Source organism: Mesorhizobium sp. CA14 (assembly GCF_020165195.1).
GTDB lineage: Bacteria > Pseudomonadota > Alphaproteobacteria > Rhizobiales > Rhizobiaceae > Mesorhizobium.
On record NZ_JAIUHR010000001.1, the window covers coordinates 395,454 to 418,752 of the forward strand.

The following is a 23,299-nucleotide window of genomic DNA, read 5'->3' on the forward strand; positions in this document are numbered from 1 at the left end:
TGCTCACCTCTCCCCCGGCCGTTCGACGGCGGGAAGCTTTGGAAGGCCGAAAATCGAAAAATCACCGGCGCGCGCCGGGGCGTCTGTGCGGATCGCTGCGCGCAGTCTGGCCGAACGCGCGCGCGGATTGGTGTCCAGCTCGGCCTCTCCCGGCGTCACGCCGCCGCCGGCCTTGCGAAAGGTCGCAGCGCGCGCCGGCGCATCGGGCATATGCCGAGAGCCGCCGCCGGCTTCGGAACGGTCGGCGATGAAGCGTTTGACGATGCGGTCTTCCAGGGAATGGAACGTCACCACGGCAAGCCGTCCGCCAGGTTTCAGCACACGCTCGGCGGCCAGCAGCGCCCTTGCGAGCTCGCCAAGCTCGTCATTAACGAAGATGCGCAGCGCCTGGAAGACGCGCGTGGCCGGATGAATCTTGTCCTTCGGCCCCCGTCCGATATGCGTTTGGATGGCGTCGGCGAGATCGAGCGTGCGCTCGAAAGGCTTCTTCTCGCGCCGGCTCTCGATCATGCGCGCGATGCGGCCGGCATGACGTTCCTCGCCGAGAAAACCGAAGATGCGGGCAAGGTCGCCGGCCTTGAAAGTGTTGACGACGTCGGCGGCGGAGAGACCCGCCTGCGCCATGCGCATGTCGAGCGGCCCGTCGGCCCGAAACGAAAAGCCGCGCTCGGCCTGGTCGAGCTGCATGGACGAGACGCCGATATCGAGCACAACGCCATCGGCGCTTTCGACATGCTCGTCCAGCGTCGAGAACGGCGCCTGGACCAGCCTCAGCCGGCCGCCGGCCCGCTCTTCGAGCGCCCTGCCCGCCGCGATCGCGTCCGGGTCGCGGTCGATGGCGACGACCGAAGCGCCGCGCTCGAGGATGGCGCTGGTGTAGCCGCCGGCGCCGAATGTCCCATCGACAATCGTCTCGCCGGCCTTGGGCGCGAGCGCGTCGAGCACCTCGGCAAGGAGGACCGGAATGTGACGGGCCAGTCCGCCAACGGCGTGAGGGTCATCGCCGTGGCCAGCCATCATTCCGATCGCTCCCCGGGCTTCGTCCCCTGCCGAAGCTGCAAAAGCCTGGCCCGCGCCTGCGCCCCATAGGCGGCAAGCCGTCCCGGCTCCCATACTTGAAAGAAATTGCCGCGACCGACAAAGGCCACCTCGTTCGAGATGCCCGTATGCTCGCGGATGAAATCGGTCATGGTGATGCGGCCGTCCTGGTCGAGCTTCAGAAATGTCCCGTCTCCATGGCAGAAGAACGACATGTCGTCCGCCGTCTGCAGGAACGGATCTTCCAGCGCGATCCGCTGCTCGTAGCGGTCGAGCAGGTCGAGGCCGCCCACATCCATGGCCGGCAGGTCCAGGCAGCGCAGCGCGTAGAGTTCCGCATAGCCGCGTTTCTGCACCACGGCGCGGAAATGCGCCGGAACGGACACCCGCCCTTTCGCATCGATCCTGCTCACCGTATTTGACAGAAAACGGTCCAATAAACGCTACAGCCGCTGTTGTTGCCGCTGCACCCCTCATGTTGTTCTCCGCGCCCTCGCCGCGTTCGCGGTAAATGGCTTCATTCACCGAGGCAAAAACCGGCAAACGCACAGCCGCCGCGGCTGCCCGAATGGCGTACGCTTCACCCTGACGCGGAACGAAAGCTTGATTTAAATGGGATATCATGGGGCACTATGGGCGTCAACGGGAACAGGCATCACAACATGCACGCCACAACCAGAAAGCGCAGGCTGAAGGCATGTCTCGTCTTTATCGTCTATTAAGCCTAACGAAGCGTTTAGATCCCTCTGGCCCAAAAAGACGCAGCTTGCTGCGCACAGCCCGCGCGCATAGCGTCGGTGGAAGTTTTCTGCCCGAAGGATCGAGCCGATGTCCGACACTGCGAAGTCACGCGCCGCGACACTTGCCCATCTGCGCAGCGCCGGTTTCGCCAAGGGCGATCCCATTCCCTTGCCGCTGACCATGGCCTCGATTTTCCACGCGCCTGGCGACGCAACGGGCTTCGATCAATATGGCCGCTTCAGCAATCCGACCTGGCATGCCGTCGAGCATGCGCTCGGCCATCTGGAAGACGCGCAATGCGTTATTTTTCCGTCGGGAATGGCCGCGATTTCCGCGGTTTTTTTCGCGCTCGTCAAATCGGGCGACCGCATCCTCTTGCCGTCGGACGGCTATCACACGACGCGGGCCTTGGCTGAGCGTTTCCTGAAACCGCTCGGCGTCGCCTATGACGTGCGGCCGACGGCAAGCATGCTGGACGGCGGTTTCGCCGGTTACCGGGCGGTTTTCGTCGAAAGCCCGTCCAACCCGCGGCTGGACATCTGCGACATCACCGCCGCCGCCAAGGCCGTCCATGCGCAAGGCGGAATCCTGATCGTCGACAACACGACGATGACGCCCTTCGGCCAGCGTCCGCTCGATCTCGGCGCCGACATCGTGGTCTCGGCCGACACCAAGGCCATCAACGGCCATTCCGACGTTCTCTTCGGCCATGTCGCCAGCCGCGATCCCGACATTGTCGCCAGGGTGAAGGATTGGCGCGAGACGGCCGGCGGCATCCCCGGACCGTTCGAGGCATGGCTGGTGCATCGCGGCCTCGAAACGTTGGAAGTGCGCTTCGATCGCATGTGCTCGTCGGCCGAAACCATCGCGCGGCGGCTGAAAGACCACCTCGCCGTCAGCGGCCTGCGCTTTCCCGGGCTCGAGGGCGATCCTTCGCACAATCTGGCGCGTGCCCAGATGGAGCGCTTCGGCTTCCTGATTTCCTTCGAGCTCGCTTCCGAAGAACAGGCCGAGGCGTTCATCGACGGTTGCGCGCTGATTGAATCGGCAACCTCCTTCGGCGGCGTGCACACATCGGCCGAGCGGCGCTCGAAACGCGGCGACGCCGTGCCGCCGGGCTTCGTTCGCCTCGCGATCGGTTGCGAACCTGTCGAGGAACTTTGGCAGGCAATCGAGGCGTCGTTGGACAAGCTCGACGCCTAGTCCCGCTATATCAGATCGTCAGCCTCGATTTTGCGCCGGCCATGCAGGACGCGAAGGATTTCGATCGCGTCGTTGCCGACGCGGTAAAAGGTTAGATATTCGCCAACGATGAGATGGCGAATGCCGGAAGCAATATCCTCGCGTAAGGGACCAGATGACGGGTAGATGGCGAGTTGCTGCCAACGGTTTTCGATGCGATCGAGCAACCGGTCCGCCGCGGCTTCACTATCACGCGCAACGTACTGCCAGATAGCGATCAAATCCTCTTCGGCGTGCGAGGTTCGAATGATACGCAGCAAGTGTCATACCGCTCCGCCAGACCGATATCGCCGGCGCGCCTCAGCTTTGATCTCCTCCATGGACACGAACTGGCCGGGTCCGCTATCGATCCCCTGCTGCACCAATTCCCGCAATTCCTCGACGGTATAGCCGAGCAGGTCGCGCCGCTCCTTCCATTGCCTGAGCGCATCGCGGATGACTTCACTGGCCGAGGCGTATTCGCCAGCGGCGACGACATCGTCGACCGCGGCTGCCAGTTCCGGCGAAAGCGTGATGCTGCGTTTATCGACCTGGCCCATGATGCACTCCTGCTCTTCCCCAAAAGTACGATTTAATCGCACCAGCTTCAAGGATTAGGTTTGACCACGCCGCCGAGGCTGTCTTGCGGAATGCCTGAATCAGAAGACTCGCCCGTCAGCCTAACCTCCTGATCCCATTCAGCTATCGCTGCGAAAAATGCCAGCTGGCCTGTAAGCCGGGTTCTGTATGGCCCTCGCCTTGCGGCGAGAACGTGGCGGCCATTCATCTTGGGCGCATGTTGCCATGCGCCTCACGCAACCTACCCGGACGGTGGGCCGGAAACAGCCCTCGAAGGTTTCCCCCTCGTACCGCCCCTATTCGGTTTTGCTCCCGGTGGGGTTTGCCCTGCCGCTCCTGTTGCCAGTCGCGCGGTGGGCTCTTACCCCACCCTTTCACCCTTGCCGTGGCAATGCCGCGGCGGTTTGCTTTCTGTGGCACTTTCCCTGGGGTCGCCCCCGCCGGCCATTAGCCGGCACCGTGTCTCCATGGAGCCCGGACTTTCCTCACCCGCAACCTTTCGGTTCTCGCGGGCGCGGCCGCCCGGCCAGCTGGCAAGCGCGTATAAAGGGATTCCCGCTTGAAAACGCAAACGAAAAAGCTGAGGGAGGCGCCCAACGCGGTGAATCCGGGGCAACGACATGTCTGGACGACACGCGTTGCCCAAATCCACTTCGGCTTAAGCCGGCGAGCCCAAGGCCGCCATCTGCACCTTGACCTTGCTGCAATAGGCGGCCGAAACCGGATTCATCCGCGTCGCGCCATGGCCGGCATTGTATTTGAGGATCGTGCCGCAGGTGGTGCCGCCGCCGAGACCTTGCGCCATGGCAAGATATTTCATGCCGTATTTGATGTTGGTGTCGGGATCGAACAGCCCTTTGGCCGAACCGGTGTAACCCATCATGCGCGCCGTGGCCGGCTTGATCTGCATCAGGCCGATCTCGCCGGCGCTGCCGACCATGTTCGGCCTGTAGTTGCTTTCGATCTTGATGACAGCCGTCGCCAACGAGACCGGCACGCCGTAGCTCGCGGCATAGCGGGCAATGATCGCCGAATACTGGCCGCCGCCGGCTGCAACGGGAGCCGCCAGGGCGATCTTGCCGGACCGGATCGAGGCCGTCTTGGTAAGATCGATGGCCTTTCTGCCGCGCTTGGCGCGTTTGGCTGTCGATTTCGTCACCCTGGTTGCGGCGGCCATCTGCATCTTGGCCGGAGCAGCCTTCGCGGTTCTGGATGTTTTGACGCTCACGGCGCCCTTGGGCGTCGCAGGAGCGGCTGTGAAGCCATTGTCTGCCCTGGGGCTCAGCGGGGAACTGTTGGCCTGGTTGAACGCAAAGCTTATCACTCCGGCAGCAACAGCTGCCGCTACGACGGTCAATTTTTGCATGTAGTCCTGTTCTGTTAGAACCGCGCGAAGAACTTCACGCAGCTGTGCCAATTCAACATCGGATCATCCGGGGAGGATAGACGGCCGATGACTTGCGGGAGAGGCATTTGGAGGCGGAATTGGCGGCAATAAAGGCGGCGCAATTCACTTTAAGTGACAGGTTGTAATTTAAGCAACTTGTCGTTGCTATTCGAGCGGGGCTGCCTTTACGGAACCCAGGAGTCTTTCCAGCGTGCGGATCGTCGATTTATCCGCCACGCCATCCACCAGCCGCCGCCGGAAATGTCGCTGAAACGCCGCCACCACGATTTCCGTCTGCCGGTCGTAGACACAAGATATCTCGACGCCATAGCCATAGAGCGCCAGCATCGACTGCAACGCCTCGACATCGGCGCCGGTGTCGCCGGCCTTCAGTGCGGCGCCGGGCTCTATCGCCGCCGCGGGCACCAGATGGCCGACACCGGCCGCGAACAGCGCCTTCCAGGGAAATTTCTCGCCAGGATCGATCTTGCGACCCGGAGCCACGTCCGAATGCGCGAGCACCCTTGCCGCGGGGATCGAATAACGGCCCACAATACCCGTGCACAACTCGATCACGGCGCCGACCTGCTGCCTCGGGAAAGCCTTGTAGCCCAGCGAATGCCCGGGATTGACGATCTCGATGCCAATCGAGCAGGAGTTGATGTCAGTACATCCAAGCCAGGAACTCTTGCCGGCATGCCAGGCGCGGTCGCTCTCGCGCACCATCTGGACGACGCGGCCATCTTCATGAACAAGATAATGCGAGGAGACTTCGCTCGCCGGATCGCACAGCCATGCCTCGGCGCCGGGGCCGCTTGCCATGCCGGTATAATGCAGCACGATCATGTCGGGCCGGAGCGTCTCGCGGCGCGGACCGAAATTCGGCGACACCCGGACCTCGGCACCTGGCTGGTCGGGCAGGAAACCGCTCATACGTGCCTGAGGCCCCGCTCGATCATCTCATAGGCGGCATTGATCGCCGCAACCCTGGTCGTGGCGATCTTGATGAATTCCTGCGGCAGGCCGCGCGCGATCAATCTGTCCGGGTGATTGTCGGAGATCAGCTTGCGATAGCGTTTCCTGACCTCCTCGAACGGCTTGCCTCGCTCGATGCCCAGGACGACGTAAGGATCGGCGGCGCCGAGATTGACGTGCCTGGACAGGATCGCCTCGTAATGCATCTCATCGATCCGAAAGATCTCGGCGATCCGGTGCAGGAACTGTCCTTCCCGCTCATGAATGAGCCCATCCGCTTTGGCGATGTGGAACAGGCCGTCGAGTATGTCTTCCAGCATCATGCAGTTGGCATGGCCTGAACCGCAGAGCTGCGCCATGCGCTGGGCATAGGTTTCGAAGCCGGCGACGTCCTGCTTGGCGATATCGTAAAGCCGCGCCACGTTGCGTGTCTCGCTCGGCGGCACTTCGAAGATTTCCTGGAAGGCGCGCACCTCGTCCTGCGTGACGATGCCGTCGGCCTTGGCCATCTTGGCCGAAAGCGCGATCATCGCCACCGAGAAGGCAACGCGCCGGCGCAGATCCGGATCGCCGGAAAACACGGTGCGCACGGCTTCCACGACATCCGCGACGCCCGAGGACGCCGACGACGAAACACGAGCGATGAAGTCGCCAAGGCGGTCCCAAATCGACATGCCGGCTTCATAGTGCGAACCGGGCGGTTCTATCAAGCCGGGACGATGCCGCAGGTGACTGGCGATGTGCCGCCGACGGCGCAAAAAGAAGACCGGCATTGCCGGCCTCCCTCGAGATTGTGGATCGGCCCTTACTGCGCAGGCGCGGCAGGAGCCGGCTTTGTTGCCGGAGCCGGTTCGGCAGGCTTCGAAGCGTCGGGCGAAGCTGGCTTCATGGGCTGCTCGTTGGCCGGCGGATTGGTGCTCTGGGTGGTGGTCTTGTCGGTACCATTGTCGCTGCAAGCCGCGACCCCCAGCAGGGCGAGCGCCGAGACCGACGCCAGAATGAGCTTCTTCATGCTATCTCTCCTTCAGCAGACGCTCACATTTCGGTGAGCGGTCGCAGGAGAAATGCATCAGCAGGCGGCCGGTTTCGTAACGTTGCATTTCGATGTGTAACATCAACTTACGATTGCTGGCGCCGAAAATCCCAAACCAGCAGAACATGCGCTCGAAGACATGAATGGATAAGCAGAATGCCGGCAGCCGCAGGAACTGAGAAATGGGACTTTTGGATCGACCGCGGCGGCACCTTTACCGACGTCATCGGTCGTGATCCGCAGGGCCGGTTGCACCCCCGAAAGCTCCTGTCCGAAAATCCCGAGGCCTATGCGGATGCCGCTATCCAGGGCATCCGCGACCTGATGGGTCTGAAAGCGGGCGCTGCCATTTCCGCCGACGCGATCGGCGACGTCAAAATGGGCACGACCGTTGCCACCAATGCGCTGCTCGAGCGCAAGGGCGACCGCGTGCTGCTGCTGATCACCAAGGGGTTTCGCGACGCATTGCGCATCGCCTATCAGGCGAGGCCGGACATCTTCGCCAAGGAGATCATCCTGCCGGAACAGCTCTACGAGCGCGTCATCGAGATCGACGAGCGCATGCGCGCCGACGGCTGCGTCGAGCGCCTGCTCGACATCGCGGCCTGCCGCCCGGCGATCGAACAGGCCAAGGCCGACGGTATCGACGCGGTCGCCATTGTCTTCATGCATGCCTGGAAATACCCGGACCACGAAAAGGCCGTCGCGAAGGTCTGCCGCAACATCGGCTTCAGCCAGATCTCGGTCTCCCACGAGGTCTCACCGCTCATCAAGCTGGTCGGCCGCGGCGACACCACCGTGGTGGACTCTTATCTGTCGCCGATACTGTCGCGCTATGTGCAGCGGGTGGCCGGCGAGTTGGGCGCCGGCCCGCGCCTGATGTTCATGATGTCCTCGGGCGGACTGACCGCTGCCGACCTGTTCCAGGGCAAGGACGCGCTGCTGTCCGGTCCGGCTGGCGGGGTCGTCGGCATGGTCGAGACGGCGAAGCTCGCCGGCTTCGAAAAGGTCATCGGCTTCGATATGGGCGGCACCTCGACCGACGTCGCCCATTATGATGGGGAATATGAGCGCGCCTTCGACACCGAGGTCGCCGGCGTGCGCATCCGCGCGCCGATGATGCGCATCCACACCGTCGCCGCCGGCGGCGGCTCGATCCTGCATTACGAAGCAGGGCGCTTCCGCGTCGGCCCGGATTCTGCCGGCGCCAATCCCGGCCCGGCCGCCTATAGGCGCGGCGGCCCGCTCGCCGTCACCGATGCCAATGTCATGCTCGGCAAATTGCAGCCCGATTTCTTTCCGGCGATTTTTGGGCCCGGCCAGGACCAGGCGCTCGACATCGGCACCGTTGGCGAAAAATTCGCAGCACTTGCCGCCGAAATCGGCGACGGCCGGACGCCCGAAGCGGTCGCTGAAGGCTTTGTCACCATCGCCGTCGAGAACATGGCCAACGCCATCAAGAAGATCTCGGTGCAGCGCGGCTACGATGTCACCGAGTATCTGCTGAATTGTTTTGGCGGCGCCGGCGGCCAGCACGCCTGCCTGGTCGCCGATGCGCTCGGCATGGAAGCGGTGCTGATCCATCCCTTCTCCGGCCTGCTTTCGGCTTACGGCATCGGCCTCTCGTCGGTCTTCGCCTCGCGCCAACAGGGGCTACTGCAGCCGCTTGCCGAAGAATCCCGCTCGGCGATCGAGGCACTCATCGCGGCACTGCGCGGCGACGTCATCGCCGAGCTTGGCGAACAAGGCATTGCCGAGGACGCGGTTTCAACGAGGCCTGTGCTGCATATCCGCTATGACGGCACCGACACGGCGCTGCCGGTGAATTTCGAGCATGGCTCGATCTTCCGCGCCACGGGCGATTTCGAGACGGCGCATAAGGCGCAGTTCGGTTTCGTCTACGACGACAAGCCGATCGTCGTCGAGACGGTCGCCGTCGAAGGCATGGAAGCCGCTCGACAGGACAAGACTGAGGCCCACACCCCTGCCGGGCCTGCGGGAGTTGAGGTCAAGCCTTCGGAAAACCGGCGCATCTATACCGAAGGCCGCTGGCACGAGGCCGGCGTCTACCGCCGTGAAAACCTGCGGCCATCCAACATGATCGCGGGACCCGCGCTGATCATCGAGCCGAACCAGACCATCGTCGTCGAGCCGGGCTGGCGCGCCGAAATCACCAACCTCGATTACGTCGTGATACGCCGGACAGAAAGAAAAGCGCGTGCCGCGGCGCTCGGCACCGAAGCCGATCCGGTGATGTTGGAAGTCTTCAATAATCTTTTCATGTCGATCGCCGAACAGATGGGCGTGACGCTGCAGAACACTGCCTATTCGGTCAACATCAAGGAACGACTCGATTTTTCCTGCGCCGTGTTCGACCGCCACGGCGCGCTGGTCGCCAACGCGCCGCATATGCCGGTGCATCTGGGCTCCATGGACCGTTCCGTCGAAACCATCATCCGCCTGAATTCCGGCGACATCCATCCCGGCGACGTGTTTGCGCTCAATGCCCCTTACAATGGCGGCACGCATCTGCCCGACATCACGGTGGTGACGCCGGTCCTCAACGATGCGCTAAACGAGATCCTGTTCTGGGCGGCTTCGCGCGGCCATCACGCCGATGTCGGCGGCACCGCGCCCGGCTCGATGACGCCGCTGGCGACAACGGTCGATGAGGAAGGCGTGCTGTTCGACAATTTCCGCATCGTCGACCGCGGCCGCTTCCGTGAGAAGGAGCTGGAGACGCTGCTTACCGACCATCCCTACCCTGCACGCAATCCGGTCCAGAACATCGCCGACTTGAAGGCGCAGATCGCCGCCAACGAGAAGGGCGTGGCGGAACTGCGCAAGATGGTCGCGCATTTCGGCCTTGATGTGGTCGAGGCCTATATGGGCCATGTCCAGGACAATGCCGCCGAAAGCGTGCGCCGCGTGATCGAACGGCTTCCCGACAGCGCGGCTTACGAATATCCGACCGACACCGGCCAGGTGATCAAGGTGAAGATCACCGTCGACCGGCAAAAGCGCGAGGCGACGGTCGATTTCACCGGCACGTCGCCTGTCATGAAGAACAACTTCAACGCGCCGGAGCCCGTCGCCCGCGCCGCGGTGCTCTATGCCTTCCGCGTCATGGTCGAGGACATGATCCCGATGAATGCCGGATGCCTCAGGCCGATCAACATCGTTATTCCGGATGGCTGCATGCTCAAACCGTCCTATCCGGCGGCTGTCGTCGCCGGCAATGTCGAGACCTCGCAGCATGTCACCAACGCGCTGTTCGGCGCGATGGGCGCGATGGCCAATGCGCAAGGCACGATGAACAACCTCACCTTCGGCAACAGGAAACACCAGTATTACGAGACGATCTGCTCCGGCTCGCCGGCCGGCCGGATGAATTCGGGCCGCGGCTTCGCCGGCACCTCCGGCGTCCATACCCATATGACCAATTCGCGCCTCACCGATCCGGAGGTGCTGGAACTGCGCTTCCCCGTTGTGCTGGAAGACTTCCACATCCGCGAGGATTCCGGCGGCAAGGGCAAGTGGAATGCCGGCGACGGCACCAGGCGCACCATCCGCTTCCTCGAAAAGATGGAATGCGCGATCTTGTCCTCGCACCGCAATCGCCCGCCCCAGGGCCTCGACGGCGGCGGCGACGGCGAGGCCGGCTCGACCAAGGTCAGGCGCAATGACGGCTCGGTCGACGTTCTGAAGGCCTGCGACCAGACCACGCTCGATGCCGGCGAGGCCGTCATCGTCACCACGCCGACGCCGGGAGCGTTCGGTAAAGCGTAGCAATTGGCGTCAACCTGCCGTCAACAGGCTGTCACCTGCCTGTCATGCCGCTGCGCTACCCGCTTGCGCCAACGCAAACGGGGAATCACCTTTCCATGTCGGACGTATCCGGAGAACTCGTTTATCGTCGAGGCAAGGAAGTCGGAAAGGCGGTCTACCAGAACCGGGCATTGTCGAAGGACGGCATTTCCGAGCGGCTCTTCGCCTTCCTGTTCTCCGGCCTCGTCTATCCGCAGATCTGGGAAGATCCCGATGTCGACATGGAGGCCATGCAGCTTGGCGCCGGGCACCGGGTCGTCACGATCGCCTCGGGCGGCTGCAATATTCTGGCCTATCTGACCCGCTCGCCGGCCAGGATCGACGCCGTCGATCTCAATGCCGCGCACATCGCGCTGAACCGCATGAAGCTGGAGGCGGTGCGCCACCTGCCATCGCAGGGCGACCTGTTCCGCTTCTTCGGCACCGCCGGCACCAGCCACAATTCGGATGCCTATGATCGCTTCATCGCGCCGCATCTCGATCCGGTCAGCCGCCACTACTGGGAGCGCCGCAATTGGCGCGGCCGCCGCCGTATCTCGGTCTTCGACCGCAACTTCTACCAGACCGGCCTGCTCGGCCTCTTCATCGCCATGGGTCATCGCGTCGGTAAGCTGTTCGGTGTCGACCCGGCCGGCATCATGAAGGCCGAGAACATCGGTGAGCAGCGCCGCTTCTTCAACGAGGAGCTGGCGCCGGTCTTCGACAAGAAGCTCTTGCGCTGGGCGACCTCGCGCAAGGCTTCGCTGTTCGGCCTCGGCATTCCGCCTGCGCAGTATGACTCGCTGATCACCTCCGGCGACGGCACCATGGCGAGCGTGCTCAAGGCGCGGCTGGAAAAGCTCGCTTGCGACTTCCCGCTGAAGAACAATTACTTCGCCTGGCAGGCTTTTGCCCGACGCTATCCGCAGCCCGGCGAGGCAGCGCTGCCTGCCTATCTGGAAGAGCGCAATTACAAGACGATCCGCGACAACATCGATCGCGTCGCCATCCACCACGCCAACCTGATCAAATTCCTGGCCGCCAGGGATGCGGGCAGCGTCGACCGCTTCGTCCTGCTCGACGCGCAGGACTGGATGACCGACGACCTGCTCAACGCGCTGTGGACCGAGATCACCCGCACGGCGTCGGTGGGCGCGCGCGTCATCTTCCGCACCGCGGCCGAACCGAGCCTCCTGCCCGGCCGTGTCTCTGGTTCGCTGCTCGACCAATGGATCTACGAGGCCGACGCCTCGCGCGAATTCTCGGCAAAAGACCGCTCGGCGATCTATGGCGGCTTCCACCTCTACGTGAAGCGTGCAGCATGAGCACGACGGAGCTGCCGGCCAGCCATGCCGAACTGATGGACGGCGTCTACCGCTGGCAGCGCCATATCTATGACCTGACGCGCAAATACTATCTCCTCGGCCGTGACCGTCTGATCGACGGGCTGGACGTGCCGCAAGGCGGCACCGTGCTGGAGCTTGGCTGCGGCACCGGCCGCAACATCGCCCTTGCCGCCCGCCGCTATCCTGAGGCCCGTTTCTTCGGCCTCGACATCTCGGCCGAGATGCTGGAGACGGCAAACGCGGCCATCGCGCGTGAAGGTCTGTCCGACAAGGTCAGCCTGGCGCGCGGCGACGCCACCGATTTCGACGCCAAGGCTCTCTTCGGCATCGAACGCTTCGACCGCGTCTTCATCTCCTATTCGCTGTCGATGATCCCCGGCTGGGAAAAGACCGTATCGGCCGCCCTTGCCGCGCTCGCCTCTGGCGGCTCCCTGCATGTCGTCGATTTCGGCCAGCAGGAAGGCCTGCCGCGCTGGTTCCGCACCCTGCTGCGCGGCTGGCTGCGGAAGTTCCATGTCGCGCCGCGCGCTTCGCTGCGCGATGTGCTTGAATCGGAATCGCAGCGCACCGGCGCAACCTTCCGTTTCAGAACGCTTTATCGCGGCTATGCCTGGCTGGCCGTGATGGGATCCCGCAAATAGCAAAAGCGATCAGTGCAGCGCCTTCACCAGCGCCCCAACCATCCTCTGTGGTCGATAGCCGAACTTGCCCGGCGTCAATCCAAGCCGCACCACCACCAACTGCTCCGACGGAATGATCGCCGCCGTCTGGCCGTCATGGCCCTCCATCCAATAGGCGTCCTTGGGCAGACCTGCAGCGACGCCCGCGCCGGGATTTTCCTCATCGCCCGGGCCTTCGATCCAGACCTGGCCTTTGCCGTAGACCTTTGAGGCCGGCGCGGGTTCGCGCATCCAGTCGACGAAACCGGCGGGCAGGATCTGGTTTCCGTTCCAGATGCCGCCCTGCAGCAGGAATTGACCGAAGCGCGCCCAGTCATGCGCCGTGGCATAGAGATAGGACGAGCCGACGAACGTGCCTTGCTCGTCGGTCTCGAGCACCGCGCTGTGCATGCCGAGCGGCTCGAATAGCGCCGTGCGCGGCCATGCCAGCGCCTTGGCTTTGTTGCCGACCGCGTCCTGCCACAGCCGCGACAGCATCACGGCCGTGCCGCTCGAATAGGAAAACACTTTTCCCGCCTCGCCGGTCAGCGGTTGGGCCTCGGCGAAGCCAGCCATGTCCGGCTCGAGATAAAGCATGCGCGTGACGTCGGCGACGTCGCCATAATCCTCGTTGAACGCCAGCCCGCTCGACATTGCCATCATGTCGGCAAGGCTGATGGCGGCGCGGCCATCGGCCTTCCACGGCTTGAACAGGCCCTTGTTGTCGAGCGCCAGCTTGCCGTCCCTGACCAGCGTGCCGACGATCGCGGCATTCACTGTCTTGGTCATCGACCAGCCGAGCAGCGGCGTCTTGGCCGAAAAGCCCTCGCCATAACGCTCTGCGACGACGCGGCCGTTCTTCACGACCACGATGGCGCGCATGCCAATGCCGGCCATGGCGGCATCGTCGACGATTTTCGCGACTTCGGGGTTCTGCGAAGCATCCACACGCTCGCCATCGGGCCAGAGCGCGTCGGGCTGCGCCGCCGCCGGCGGCGCGGCACGCAGCGATGTCTGCCTTGCCTTGCCGGTATCGCGATCCGGAACCGACGCGCAGCCGACGCCATCGCGCTCGACGGCAACGCTCTTGCCGAGAAACCCAAGCAAGCCCGCCGAAACCAGTCCTCTTTCCTTGTCGACGGAGACTTTCATCAGCTTGAGCAACGGATGGCCGGGCGCCTGCACGTCGACGGCAAGAACCTCTTTGGCGTCGCGTCCGGCGATGAATACATTCGAGCAGACGATCTTGGCCGAGTAGCCGGAGCCGACGCGGATCAGCTCCGGTGGCGCGAAATAGAGCCAGGCGAAGAGTGCCGCCACCGCCAGGATCACAAGCCCGAGCAGCCATTTGATGAACTTCACGACAGCCCGCATCTTTCCCCGCCTTTTGGATTCGCCGGCTCGATTTATGTCATCGATTTGCCGCCATTGCTTCCGCAAAATCGCCGGCATCGTCGAGCGCCGTCAATGGATTATCAACCATGTTCGGCGATCAAATGAGCGACTAGGACGGTCCTGTGGGGCGATCGTCCGGAGGGGGCCCGCGTAAGCGACCGCCATCTATGAAGGACCCATCAGCGGCCGGCTGATCCCGGCTCGGGGAATATCATGCGCCGTCTTGCGGCCATCCTGATGCTTACGCTACTGGGCGCCTGCTCGACCGTGGAGGACCTCTCACCATTGTCGCCGTCGTCGCAGACGGTTGCCGTGCGCGCGCCCAAATTCGAGGACTCCAAGCCGCATGAGTGGGACAGCGGCGCGCCGTGGACCTACGCCATCCACGGCACGGATGTTTCCAAATATCAGAGCTCGATCGACTGGCCGACCGCCAGGGCCAGCGGCATCTCCTTCGCTTTCATCAAGGCGACGGAGGGTGGCGATCGTTTCGACGACTATTTCAACGAGCACTGGGCGCGCACAAGAGCGGCCGGAGTTCCGCGCGCCGCCTATCATTTCTTCTATTTCTGCACCCCGGCCGAAACCCAGGCGCGCTGGTTCATCGCCAATGTCCCGCGAGACCCGTCGGCGATGCCGCCGGTGCTCGATATGGAATGGAACCCGAAATCGCCGACCTGCAGGCTGCGCCCCGATCCGGCCACCGTGCGCAGCGAAATGACCGTCTTCCTCCAAATGGTCGAGCGCTACTACGGCAAGAAGCCGATCATCTACACCTCGATCGACTTCTTCGACGATAACCAGCTGGCGACCTTCCGCGGCTATCCCTATTGGCTGCGCTCGGTCGCCGGCCATCCGCGCGAGAAATACGGCAGCCACCCCTTCACGTTCTGGCAGTACACCGGAACCGGCATCGTGCCCGGCATGACCGGCAAGTCCGACATCAACGTCTTCAACGGCTCGGAGGCCGCCTGGAAGAAGTGGCTGCGGCAGAACACCCGTTGACATCGGCCGTCCCGCCTGCTTTTCGACACGGCGGGCGGCGAAACATGCAACCGCTGGTAATCCGGAGCGGCGCACTCGTACGAGTGCCTGGCGCGGCTCCCGAACTTTGAAATCCTCGCATGCGCCTGTCCGATTCCGGTCCGGATCGCGATGGGGCCATGCGCCGGTCTCGAAAGGAAAGCGATGCGATTGCGCGTTGAAATCCTGGCGGCGCTCCTTGTCGGCGTGTTTGCGCTGCCTGCCTCGGCACAGGAATGCGGCGGCGATTTCGAGGCCTGGAAGCAGGGCGTCGCGGCCGAAGCCAAGGCGGCCGGCGTCGGCGCCGTCGGGCTCGACGCGCTGGAGGACGCCACCATCGAGCAGCGGGCGCTGGCGCGCGACCGCGCCCAGGGTGTCTTCACCCAGATCTTCACCGAATTCGCCAACCGCATGATCTCGGCCTACCGCTTGAAGCAGGGCGCGGCCAATCTGAAGAAATATGCCGACGTGTTCGACCGCGCCGACAAGGAGTTCGGCGTCCAGCCGGCCATCATCGCTGCTTTCTGGGGGCTGGAGACCGACTTCGGCGCCGTCCAGGGCGATTTCCACACGCTGAATGCGCTGGTGACGCTTTCGCATGATTGCCGCCGCCCTCAGCTCTTCCGGCAGCAATTGGTGCCGCTGCTCACCTTGATCGACCGCGGCGTGCTGCCGGCCGACGTCAAGGGCGCCTGGGCCGGCGAGATCGGCCAGACGCAGATCCTGCCGACCGACTATCTTGCCAAGGGCGTCGACGGCGACGGCGACGGCAAGGTCGACCTCAGGAACAGCGTGCCGGACGTCATCATGACGACGGCCAACAAGATCATGTCGCGTGGCTGGAAGCGCGACCAGCCCTGGGTCCAGGAAGTGCGCGTCCCCGACGAGATGCCATGGGACCAGACCGGCCGCACCAACAAATTGCCGCTGTCGCAATGGGCGCAATGGGATGTTACCGAACCCAACGGCAACCCGCTCATCGACAATGGTCTAAAGGCTGGTCTGGCGCTGCCGATGGGCCGCAAGGGTCCGGCCTTCCTGACCTACGACAATTTCGACGTCTATCTGGAATGGAACCAGTCCTTCACCTACGCGCTGACCGCGGCCGTGCTTGCCACGCGCCTTGCCGGCGCGCCGCAATTCGATCCGCGCACGCCCGAGCAAGGCCTGAGCGGCGAGCAGATGAAGGCCCTGCAGACCAAGCTCGAAGCCAAGGGCTACGACGTCGGCATGGTCGACGGCATCCTCGGCACCAACACGCGCGAAGCGGTCCGCAAGGAGCAGACGCGGCTCGGGTTGCCGGTCGATGGCTGGCCGACGCCGGAGCTTTTGGCGAAGCTTTGAATGGTGAATGGCAGTAGTGAGATAGTGATTAGTAAGTAGTAAATAGTGAGTAGCCACTATTTACTGGTCAAATTCACTACTCACTACTCACTATTTTTCTCCGCACGAAATCGATGAACGCGCGCAGCGTCGGCGGCACATGCCGACGGCTTGGATGATACAGGTAAAAGCCCGGAAAGCCGGGCGACCATGCTTCGAGGAACCGGACCAGCCGGCCCTGCTCGATCCATGGCTGGACCTGATAGTCGATCATGTAAGCCACCCCTGCTCCGCCGAGCGCTGCGTTGAGCATCAACTCCGTGTCATTCACGGTAAGGCTGCCCTTCACCGCAATTTCCAGCGAACGCTTGCCGCGCGAGAACTCCCATCGGTAGATGTCGCCACCGCCTGGCCACTGGAAATTGATGCAGCGGTGCAGGTGAAGGTCCTGTGGCCGGCGCGGAATCGCCCGATCCTGGAGATAGGCAGGAGCGGCGACTGCTGCCATCCGCAGATCATCGCTGAGTTTGACGGCAACCATGTCCCGCTCCAGCCGCTCGCCAAGCCGGATGCCGGCATCAAAGCGCCCTTCGACAATATCAGTCAGCGCATCGTCGACGATAATCGTCAGCGCAATGTCGGGATAGGCGCGCTGGAAGTCGCCAAGGATAGGCGCGATGAACCGCATTGCCGCGATGCGCGAAACATTGATGCGCAGCGCGCCCACGGGCTGATCGCGTCCAGCCTGGGCTTCGGTCACGGCGCTTTCCAACTCGCCGAACACGACGGTAAGGCGGGCGAACAGCGTTTCGCCGGCGGCGGTCGGCGAGACGCTGCGCGTCGTGCGGTTGAGCAATCTCACCCCGACACGTGCCTCCAACTGCCGGATCGTCTGGCTTAACGCGGGCGGCGATACCCGCAACCGCGCGGCCGCGCGAACGAAGCTCCCCTCCTCGACAATCGCCGAAAAAGCCTTGAGTTCGGTAAACTCGGAGCCACGCATTATGTATCTCCTGCTTAACAAGCCAATCAGATAATAGCTCATTATCGGATTAATTTCCGATCGCTATTTCTTGGCCATCGGCCCCGAACAAAGACCGGTGGTACCCCTAAGGCGAAGGAAAACCGATCATGTCCAACTCGTTACAAGGCAAAACCGCGATCGTTACTGGCAGCTCGCGCGGCATTGGCCGTGCTATTGCCGAAGGGCTCGCCGCCAATGGCGTTGCGGTCGTCATCAACTATGTCGGCGACAAGAGAGCCGCTGACGACGTGGTGTCCGCCATTACGGGCAACGGCGGCAAAGCAGTCGCAATTCAAGCCGATATTTCCGTTGCGGCTGATGTCCGTCGCTTGTTCGACGAGACCGAACGCCAGTTGGGCTCCATCGACATCGTGGTCGCCAATGTCGGCATCGCCGTCATCAAGTCGTTCGTTGAGGCAACCGCAGCCGACTTTGACCTCGTCTTCGGCACCAACGCCAAAGGGACCTTCTTCACGCTTCAAGAGGCAGCCAAACGTGTGCGCGACGGCGGTCGCATCATCGCGGTCTCGACTGGCGGCACCAGGATGTTCTTCACACAGACGGCGCTTTATCTCGGCAGCAAGGGTGCCGTTGAGCAGTTCGTGCGGGTGCTCTCGCGCGAACTCGGGCCGCGCGGCGTCACCGTGAATGCCTTGTCGCCAGGCTTCACCGACACCGATCTGTTGCCTGAGCGCGATCGTGCGGTTGCGGCCAGCATGTCGCCTTTCGGACGGATCGGCGCGCCGCGCGACGTCGCCGATGTCGCCGTCTTCCTCGCCAGCGACGAAGCCCGCTGGCTGACGGGCGAGAACATTCAGGCCGGCGGCGGGGTTGCGTGAGGGAGGCAGGCACTAGGCAGTAGGCAGTAGGCAGTAGGCAGTAGGCAGTAGGCAGTAGGCAGTAGGCAGTAGGCAGTAGGCAGTAGGGAAGATCGATTTGGAGCTACAGGCTGTAAATGCCCTTTGCCTACTGCCTAATCCCTACCTGCCTACATCCTAATCCGCCATCGTCTCCAAACTCGCGAACCCTTGCGGCGCGTCGCCTTCGTCGAAGGGCGTCGTCACCTCGATGAATGTGTCGGGGAAGAAGCCGTTGAAGCGGGTCCTCAGCGACAGCGAGTAGGCGCCGATATGGCCGATCTCGATCCAGTCGCCGGTGTCGACCGTTTCCGGCAGCCAGAATGGTCTGGACAGGATATCGACGGAATCGCAGGTCGCGCCGCAGACCTTGAACGGCACGATGGTTTTCTCGTCGCCGTTGCGCGTGCGGATCGCGGGATCGGGGATGAAGCGTGCCGGCAGCGTGATCTTGCCGGTCCATGAATCCGACAGCGACGCCCAGATGCCGTCATTGATGTAGAGCCGCTTGCCCTTGCGCAGCAGCACACGCACGATCAGCGACAGGCACCGCGCCACGATGACCCGGCCGGGCTCGGCCACCAGCGGCATCTGGTCGAATTGATATTCTTTCAGGTCGCCGGCTAGCCGCGACATAAGCTGGCCGAGCGAAGGCATCTCGACCTGCCTGCGGTTGGGATCGTGGCCGTATTCGGCGGGAAAGCCGCCGCCGACATCCAGCCCGGCAATGTCGAAGGTCAGGCGGTTGCGCACCCAGTCGGCCGAGGCCAGCGCCCGCTCATAGGTGTCGGGATCCTCGATCTGGCTGCCGACATGGAAGCAGAGGCCAACTTTGTAGCCGGTGCGGTTCAGCCGCTCGGCAAGCTCGACGGCATTGGCCGGCCCGGCGCCGAATTTCTTCGACAATTCGTAAGCCGCATGGCCCTTGGTCTGGATGCGCACGAAGACGGTGATGGCGCCCGGGTCGATATCGAGCGCCCGCACCACCCGCGTCAGCTTGGTGATCTCGTCCTCATGGTCGAGCGAGATCACCCGGATGCCGTATTTCTCCAGGGCCAGCTTGATGTCCGACTGCGCCTTGACCGGGTGCATGTAGAGCATCTCGGCATCCGCCGAGACCGCGCGCACGGCGGCGAACTCGCCGGGCGATGCGACGTCGAAGGTGCCGACGCCGGCCTCGACCAGCGTCTTCAGCACGATCTGCTCGCCATTGGTCTTGACCGCATAAGCGGTCTTGCCAGGAAACATGCCCATGAACTGCAGGGCATCCTCCTTCAGCACCTGCGGGCGGAAACAATAGACCGGATCGTCGGGACGAAGCGCCAGTGCCGCATCACGGGCATTTTCGAATCGCTGCATGGACGAATCCTCGGGTCTGGAGCGCGCACAATTAATCCTAGCTAGCCGCCAAAGAAAACAGTTCTGTGTCTGGCGACCCGGGCGGCTTGCTGCACATTTTGGCGACGCTAAACCACCAGTCAGGTTTCGGGTGGCCCTTGCCTGCGGACGCGATATCGGTTGGTTAGGTGTGACGGCTGAGATTGCGATCGGCCCGGGGAGGAACAGGACATGTCCATTACGGCCGCCGCCGCGCCGACGCGCGGACCGATGACGCTCAAGGATTGGGCGCAGCTTCTCTTGCTCGGCGCGATCTGGGGCGGCTCGTTCTTCTTTGCCCGTATTGCCGTTTCCGAAATCCACCCGCTGGCGCTGGTGCTGTTTCGCGTCGCCATCGCCGCGATCGCACTCCAGCTCTATCTGGCGGTCTGCGGCCCCTCGTTCCGGCTCGCCTTCCCGCATGCCGGCCTGTTCTTCTTGCTGGCGCTCACCAACAACGTCGTGCCCTTCTCGCTGATCTTCGCCGGCCAGACGCAGCTCGGCGCCGGCGTCGCCTCGGTGCTCAACGCCACGACGCCGTTCTGGACGCTTGTCCTGGCCAACGCGCTCACGACCGACGAAAAGCTGTCCTGGAACAAGCTGGCCGGCATCGCGCTAGGTGTTGCGGGAACAGCGGTAATGATCGGCCCGGGCCTTATTGCCGGCCTCGGCGGCCCTGTCTGGGCCAAGTTCGCCCTGATCGGCGCCTCAGTGTCCTACGCGATCGCCCTGATGATCGCGCGCCGCTTCAAGGGCGTGCCGTCGCCGGTCATCGCCACCGGGCAACTGACGGCATCGAGCATCATCATGATCCCCATCGTGCTCATTGCCCAGGGGCCGACGGGATTGTTCTCGGCCTCGCCACCGGTCTGGGCCGCGGTGCTGGGGCTGGCCCTGCTGTCCACCGCCTTTGCCTATATCCTCTATTTCAACCTTGTCGCCTCGGCCGGCGCCACCAATGCCTCGCTGGTCACCTTGATCGTGCCGGTCAGCGCGGTGCTGCTCGGCTTCCTCTTCCTCGGCGAGCGGCTGGCGCTGTTCGAGATCGGCGGCATGACCCTGATCGGACTCGGCCTGATCACCATCGACGGGCGATTGTTCGGCAAATGGTAGCGGTGTCATGTCACAGCGCCGCCACAATTTATTCACAACCGCGAAGCCGGCTTTTGCCGAAGAGTTTCAACGGCTAACGGCAAATTCCAGGTCGCAAATTCCACAATCATGTCGCATTGCAGCACGTTTTCCGCTTGCCTGTGACCCAAATGACTCTAGATTCCGGCCATAGCTCTGAAGAGGAGGCTATGGCATGGGACTGACGAGGCCGATCAACGCTTTGATGATTTGTGCCGCATTTGCATTCATCGGTGCCCTTATCATAGGTGTTCTTCCCTGACCCGCCAAAGCCGGGAAGACTAAATACCGAGAATAGTCCAACAGTTCGAAAAGGCCGGGTTCTACCCGGCCTTTTCCATTGCAAACCCTAACTTCCGTTACAGCTTTGGCTCAAGCCGCGGCGGATCCGGCCGCCTCCGCTTCGTGCGAGCGGATGCCGATCATGTGGCAGACGGCAAAGACGAGGTCGGCGCGATTCATCGTGTAGAAATGGAAGTCGCCAACGCCGCGCTCGACAAGGTCGAGCACCTGCTCGGCCGCCACCGCCGAGGCCACCAGCGCATGCGTCTGCGGGTCGTTCTCCAGCCCTTCGAAGCGCTCGGCCAGCCATGCCGGCACCAGCGCCCCGCAGCGCGAAGAGAAATTGGCGACCTGGGTGAAATTATGCACCGGCAGAATGCCCGGCACGATCGGGATGTAGATGCCGGCGCGGCGCGCCCGCTCGACATAGCGCTCGTAAAGATCGTTGTCGAAGAAGAATTGGGTGATCGCCCGCGTCGCGCCATTGTCGGCCTTGCGCTTCAGCATGTCGATGTCGGTGGCGAAATCCGGGCTTTCCGGATGCTTTTCCGGATAGGCCGAGACCGAGATGTCGAAATCGCCGGCGCTCTTCAGCGCGCCCACCAGTTCGGCGCCATTGGCATAGCCATCGGGATGCGGGTGGTAACTTGCGCCGACACCGGCCGCCGGATCGCCGCGCAACGCGACGAAACGTTTGACACCCATATCCGCGAATTCGCGGATGACCGTGTCGACCTGATCGCGCGCGGCATCGACGCAGGTCATATGCGCCGCCGGTGTCAGCGTCGTCTCGTTGAGGATGCGCTTGACCGTGCGCGCCGTGCGCTCACGGGTCGAGCCGCCGGCGCCATAGGTCACCGAGACGAATTTCGGCTTCAGCGGCTCCAGCCTCGTGACCGTGTCCCATAGCCTTGCTTCCATCTCGTCGGTCTTTGGCGGGAAAAATTCGAACGAAACCTGGACCTTGTCGCCGATGTCAGGGCGGCGGGAAAAGCGGAACTGGTTCATCAGGCTGTTTCCCCTACTGGCAAGGAATCGTTGGACGGATCGGCGATCAAAAGACGACGGTCGCGGCCGAGCCAAAGCTTCACCGTGAGCCCTGCCTCGTTGCCGCCGCGCGGCTCGAATTCCTGGCTGTCCTCGACATCGAGTCCGGCCTCCTCGAACCAGTCGGACATCTGCCGGTCGGAGAAGCCCAGCCGCATATGGGCGTGCTGGTCGCGCAGGAATTCGAGATTGTGCGGCGCGAAGTCGACGACGATCAGCCGGCCCGATGGCCTGAGCAGCCGCGCCGCTTCGGCGATGGCGCGGGCTGGATCGTCGAGATAGTGCAGCACCTGGTGGATGGTGACGAGATCGAAGGCGTTGCGCTCGACCGGAGGCGAGAAAATATCGCCCTGGCGAACCTGCGCATTGGCAATGCCGGCCTTGTCGAGATTGGCGCGCGCCACGGTCAGCATCTCACGCGACATGTCGATGCCGACGCCGCGCCGGTAGAGCGGCGCGAAGATTTCGAGCAGCCTGCCCGTGCCGGTACCCAGGTCGAGCATCGACTGGAACGGCCGCTTGCCGACGAGCCTGATGAGTGCCGCCTCCACCGCGCGGTCCGGCACATGCAGCGAGCGGATGTGATCCCAGCTCGCGGCATTCTCGGAGAAATATTCAGCGGCCCGGTCCTGCCGCTTGCGCTTCACCGCGGCCAGCCGCTCGAGATCGCGCACCACCTGCGGATCGGCCTCGCTTATGCCCGACACCAGACGCTGGACGAAATCGCGCGAATTATCGATGTCGGTCAGCCTGAAAAAAGCCCAGGATCCTTCCTGATAACGGCCGATCAGCCCGGCATCGAGCAGCAGCTTCAGATGACGCGAGACGCGCGGCTGCGACTGGCCAAGGATCTCGGTGAGGTCGGAGACGGTGAGATCCCCTCGCGCCAGCAGCACCAGGATGCGCAGCCGGCTGGATTCGGCCGCCGCCTTCAATGTATCTACCATTGTGTCGAGCGAGATATGCATGAGCGGGTTCTCGTTGAAAGATATAAAGATATGTTTATGTCGATTTTGAAACTCTGGCAAGCGCTATGTCGCTTCCGGACAAGAAA

At 63.1% G+C, this 23,299-nt stretch carries 21 protein-coding genes and 1 other RNA gene; 8 read left to right on the forward strand and 14 right to left on the reverse strand.

What is annotated here, in order from left to right:
* Positions 1-3 precede the first annotated feature (3 nt).
* Together rsmH and mraZ are read right to left on the reverse strand one after the other, a co-directional pair.
* Positions 4-1,020 (reverse strand): 16S rRNA (cytosine(1402)-N(4))-methyltransferase RsmH, encoded by a 1,017-nt coding sequence (rsmH, locus tag LB565_RS01895; RefSeq protein WP_224581487.1) that lies wholly within the window; start codon positions 1,018-1,020, stop codon positions 4-6.
* Entirely contained in the window at positions 1,017-1,475 is a 459-nt protein-coding gene (gene mraZ / locus LB565_RS01900; RefSeq protein ID WP_224581488.1) for a division/cell wall cluster transcriptional repressor MraZ, read from the reverse strand. The genes rsmH and mraZ overlap by 4 nt, the downstream gene beginning before the upstream one ends.
* 391 nt (positions 1,476-1,866) lie before the next feature.
* Between mraZ and LB565_RS01905 the strand changes: the two genes are divergently transcribed.
* Positions 1,867-2,982, forward strand: a complete 1,116-nt coding sequence (locus tag LB565_RS01905) for a cystathionine gamma-lyase (RefSeq protein ID WP_224581489.1) — start codon at positions 1,867-1,869, stop codon at positions 2,980-2,982.
* Between the two features lie 5 nt (positions 2,983-2,987).
* Here LB565_RS01905 and LB565_RS01910 read toward each other — a convergent pair whose 3' ends face one another.
* From LB565_RS01910 to LB565_RS01940, 7 genes are all read right to left on the reverse strand, one after another.
* A complete protein-coding gene (locus LB565_RS01910) occupies positions 2,988-3,281 on the reverse strand; it encodes a type II toxin-antitoxin system RelE/ParE family toxin (RefSeq protein WP_224581490.1) in 294 nt (97 codons plus the stop codon).
* Between the two features lie 3 nt (positions 3,282-3,284).
* The gene (locus LB565_RS01915; RefSeq protein ID WP_224581491.1) at positions 3,285-3,560 is read right to left on the reverse strand and encodes a type II toxin-antitoxin system ParD family antitoxin; all 276 of its coding nucleotides are present in this window, start codon (positions 3,558-3,560) and stop codon (positions 3,285-3,287) included.
* A 156-nt stretch (positions 3,561-3,716) separates the two neighbouring features.
* Positions 3,717-4,113: RNase P RNA component class A (gene rnpB, locus LB565_RS01920), an RNA gene on the reverse strand.
* Positions 4,114-4,237: 124 nt separating this feature from the next.
* Positions 4,238-4,945 (reverse strand): lytic transglycosylase domain-containing protein, encoded by a 708-nt coding sequence (locus LB565_RS01925; protein WP_224581492.1) that lies wholly within the window; start codon positions 4,943-4,945, stop codon positions 4,238-4,240.
* 186 nt (positions 4,946-5,131) lie between these two features.
* Positions 5,132-5,899 (reverse strand): N-acetylmuramoyl-L-alanine amidase, encoded by a 768-nt coding sequence (locus LB565_RS01930; RefSeq protein WP_224581493.1) that lies wholly within the window; start codon positions 5,897-5,899, stop codon positions 5,132-5,134.
* Positions 5,896-6,615, reverse strand: coding sequence for a J domain-containing protein (locus LB565_RS01935; protein WP_224581494.1), 720 nt, complete (start codon positions 6,613-6,615; stop codon positions 5,896-5,898). Before LB565_RS01935 ends, LB565_RS01930 begins: the two co-directional genes overlap by 4 nt.
* A gap of 131 nt (positions 6,616-6,746) precedes the next feature.
* Positions 6,747-6,953, reverse strand: a complete 207-nt coding sequence (locus LB565_RS01940) for a hypothetical protein (protein ID WP_224581495.1) — start codon at positions 6,951-6,953, stop codon at positions 6,747-6,749.
* Positions 6,954-7,130: 177 nt separating this feature from the next.
* On the opposite strand from LB565_RS01940, the gene LB565_RS01945 reads away from it, so the two are divergent.
* From LB565_RS01945 to LB565_RS01955, 3 genes are read left to right on the forward strand one after another with little or no spacing between them, the layout of a single operon-like run.
* Positions 7,131-10,763 (forward strand): hydantoinase B/oxoprolinase family protein, encoded by a 3,633-nt coding sequence (locus LB565_RS01945; protein ID WP_224581496.1) that lies wholly within the window; start codon positions 7,131-7,133, stop codon positions 10,761-10,763.
* A gap of 44 nt (positions 10,764-10,807) precedes the next feature.
* Complete coding sequence (locus tag LB565_RS01950) at positions 10,808-12,106, forward strand: DUF3419 family protein (RefSeq protein ID WP_224581497.1); 1,299 nt, start codon at positions 10,808-10,810, stop codon at positions 12,104-12,106.
* Complete coding sequence (locus tag LB565_RS01955; RefSeq protein WP_224581498.1) at positions 12,103-12,768, forward strand: SAM-dependent methyltransferase; 666 nt, start codon at positions 12,103-12,105, stop codon at positions 12,766-12,768. Before LB565_RS01950 ends, LB565_RS01955 begins: the two co-directional genes overlap by 4 nt.
* A 9-nt stretch (positions 12,769-12,777) precedes the next feature.
* Here LB565_RS01955 and LB565_RS01960 read toward each other — a convergent pair whose 3' ends face one another.
* Positions 12,778-14,160, reverse strand: a complete 1,383-nt coding sequence (locus LB565_RS01960; RefSeq protein WP_224581499.1) for a serine hydrolase domain-containing protein — start codon at positions 14,158-14,160, stop codon at positions 12,778-12,780.
* 234 nt (positions 14,161-14,394) lie between these two features.
* Between LB565_RS01960 and LB565_RS01965 the strand changes: the two genes are divergently transcribed.
* Together LB565_RS01965 and LB565_RS01970 are read left to right on the forward strand one after the other, a co-directional pair.
* Entirely contained in the window at positions 14,395-15,186 is a 792-nt protein-coding gene (locus LB565_RS01965) for a GH25 family lysozyme (protein WP_224581500.1), read from the forward strand.
* A gap of 183 nt (positions 15,187-15,369) precedes the next feature.
* Complete coding sequence (locus tag LB565_RS01970; RefSeq protein WP_224581501.1) at positions 15,370-16,548, forward strand: lytic murein transglycosylase; 1,179 nt, start codon at positions 15,370-15,372, stop codon at positions 16,546-16,548.
* Between the two features lie 76 nt (positions 16,549-16,624).
* Here LB565_RS01970 and LB565_RS01975 read toward each other — a convergent pair whose 3' ends face one another.
* Positions 16,625-17,530: a LysR family transcriptional regulator gene (locus tag LB565_RS01975; RefSeq protein WP_224581502.1), complete on the reverse strand. Its 906-nt coding sequence runs from the start codon at positions 17,528-17,530 to the stop codon at positions 16,625-16,627.
* 128 nt (positions 17,531-17,658) lie between these two features.
* Between LB565_RS01975 and LB565_RS01980 the strand changes: the two genes are divergently transcribed.
* Entirely contained in the window at positions 17,659-18,390 is a 732-nt protein-coding gene (locus LB565_RS01980; RefSeq protein WP_224581503.1) for an SDR family oxidoreductase, read from the forward strand.
* Between the two features lie 156 nt (positions 18,391-18,546).
* Here LB565_RS01980 and LB565_RS01985 read toward each other — a convergent pair whose 3' ends face one another.
* Positions 18,547-19,767 (reverse strand): alanine racemase, encoded by a 1,221-nt coding sequence (locus tag LB565_RS01985; RefSeq protein ID WP_224581504.1) that lies wholly within the window; start codon positions 19,765-19,767, stop codon positions 18,547-18,549.
* A gap of 210 nt (positions 19,768-19,977) precedes the next feature.
* On the opposite strand from LB565_RS01985, the gene LB565_RS01990 reads away from it, so the two are divergent.
* A complete protein-coding gene (locus LB565_RS01990; RefSeq protein WP_224581505.1) occupies positions 19,978-20,898 on the forward strand; it encodes a DMT family transporter in 921 nt (306 codons plus the stop codon).
* A gap of 390 nt (positions 20,899-21,288) precedes the next feature.
* Here LB565_RS01990 and metF read toward each other — a convergent pair whose 3' ends face one another.
* Both metF and LB565_RS02000 read right to left on the reverse strand, forming a co-directional pair.
* Complete coding sequence (metF, locus tag LB565_RS01995) at positions 21,289-22,206, reverse strand: methylenetetrahydrofolate reductase [NAD(P)H] (RefSeq protein ID WP_224581506.1); 918 nt, start codon at positions 22,204-22,206, stop codon at positions 21,289-21,291.
* A complete protein-coding gene (locus LB565_RS02000; RefSeq protein ID WP_224581507.1) occupies positions 22,206-23,213 on the reverse strand; it encodes an ArsR/SmtB family transcription factor in 1,008 nt (335 codons plus the stop codon). The genes metF and LB565_RS02000 overlap by 1 nt, the downstream gene beginning before the upstream one ends.
* Positions 23,214-23,299 lie beyond the last annotated feature (86 nt).

Bases quoted from the DNA above. Each gene is read 5' to 3' on its own strand.
- rsmH (WP_224581487.1), bottom strand. From the start codon at position 1,020: ATGATGGCTGGCCACGGCGATGACCCTCACGCCGTTGGCGGACTGGCC.
- LB565_RS01905 (WP_224581489.1), top strand. From the start codon at position 1,867: ATGTCCGACACTGCGAAGTCACGCGCCGCGACACTTGCCCATCTGCGC.
- LB565_RS01915 (WP_224581491.1), bottom strand. From the start codon at position 3,560: ATGGGCCAGGTCGATAAACGCAGCATCACGCTTTCGCCGGAACTGGCA.
- LB565_RS01925 (WP_224581492.1), bottom strand. From the start codon at position 4,945: ATGCAAAAATTGACCGTCGTAGCGGCAGCTGTTGCTGCCGGAGTGATA.
- LB565_RS01930 (WP_224581493.1), bottom strand. From the start codon at position 5,899: ATGAGCGGTTTCCTGCCCGACCAGCCAGGTGCCGAGGTCCGGGTGTCG.
- LB565_RS01935 (WP_224581494.1), bottom strand. From the start codon at position 6,615: ATGTCGATTTGGGACCGCCTTGGCGACTTCATCGCTCGTGTTTCGTCG.
- LB565_RS01940 (WP_224581495.1), bottom strand. From the start codon at position 6,953: ATGAAGAAGCTCATTCTGGCGTCGGTCTCGGCGCTCGCCCTGCTGGGG.
- LB565_RS01945 (WP_224581496.1), top strand. From the start codon at position 7,131: ATGCCGGCAGCCGCAGGAACTGAGAAATGGGACTTTTGGATCGACCGC.
- LB565_RS01950 (WP_224581497.1), top strand. From the start codon at position 10,808: ATGCCGCTGCGCTACCCGCTTGCGCCAACGCAAACGGGGAATCACCTT.
- LB565_RS01955 (WP_224581498.1), top strand. From the start codon at position 12,103: ATGAGCACGACGGAGCTGCCGGCCAGCCATGCCGAACTGATGGACGGC.
- LB565_RS01960 (WP_224581499.1), bottom strand. From the start codon at position 14,160: ATGCGGGCTGTCGTGAAGTTCATCAAATGGCTGCTCGGGCTTGTGATC.
- LB565_RS01965 (WP_224581500.1), top strand. From the start codon at position 14,395: ATGCGCCGTCTTGCGGCCATCCTGATGCTTACGCTACTGGGCGCCTGC.
- LB565_RS01970 (WP_224581501.1), top strand. From the start codon at position 15,370: ATGCGATTGCGCGTTGAAATCCTGGCGGCGCTCCTTGTCGGCGTGTTT.
- LB565_RS01975 (WP_224581502.1), bottom strand. From the start codon at position 17,530: ATGCGTGGCTCCGAGTTTACCGAACTCAAGGCTTTTTCGGCGATTGTC.
- LB565_RS01980 (WP_224581503.1), top strand. From the start codon at position 17,659: ATGTCCAACTCGTTACAAGGCAAAACCGCGATCGTTACTGGCAGCTCG.
- LB565_RS01985 (WP_224581504.1), bottom strand. From the start codon at position 19,767: ATGCAGCGATTCGAAAATGCCCGTGATGCGGCACTGGCGCTTCGTCCC.
- LB565_RS01990 (WP_224581505.1), top strand. From the start codon at position 19,978: ATGTCCATTACGGCCGCCGCCGCGCCGACGCGCGGACCGATGACGCTC.
- metF (WP_224581506.1), bottom strand. From the start codon at position 22,206: ATGAACCAGTTCCGCTTTTCCCGCCGCCCTGACATCGGCGACAAGGTC.
- LB565_RS02000 (WP_224581507.1), bottom strand. From the start codon at position 23,213: ATGCATATCTCGCTCGACACAATGGTAGATACATTGAAGGCGGCGGCC.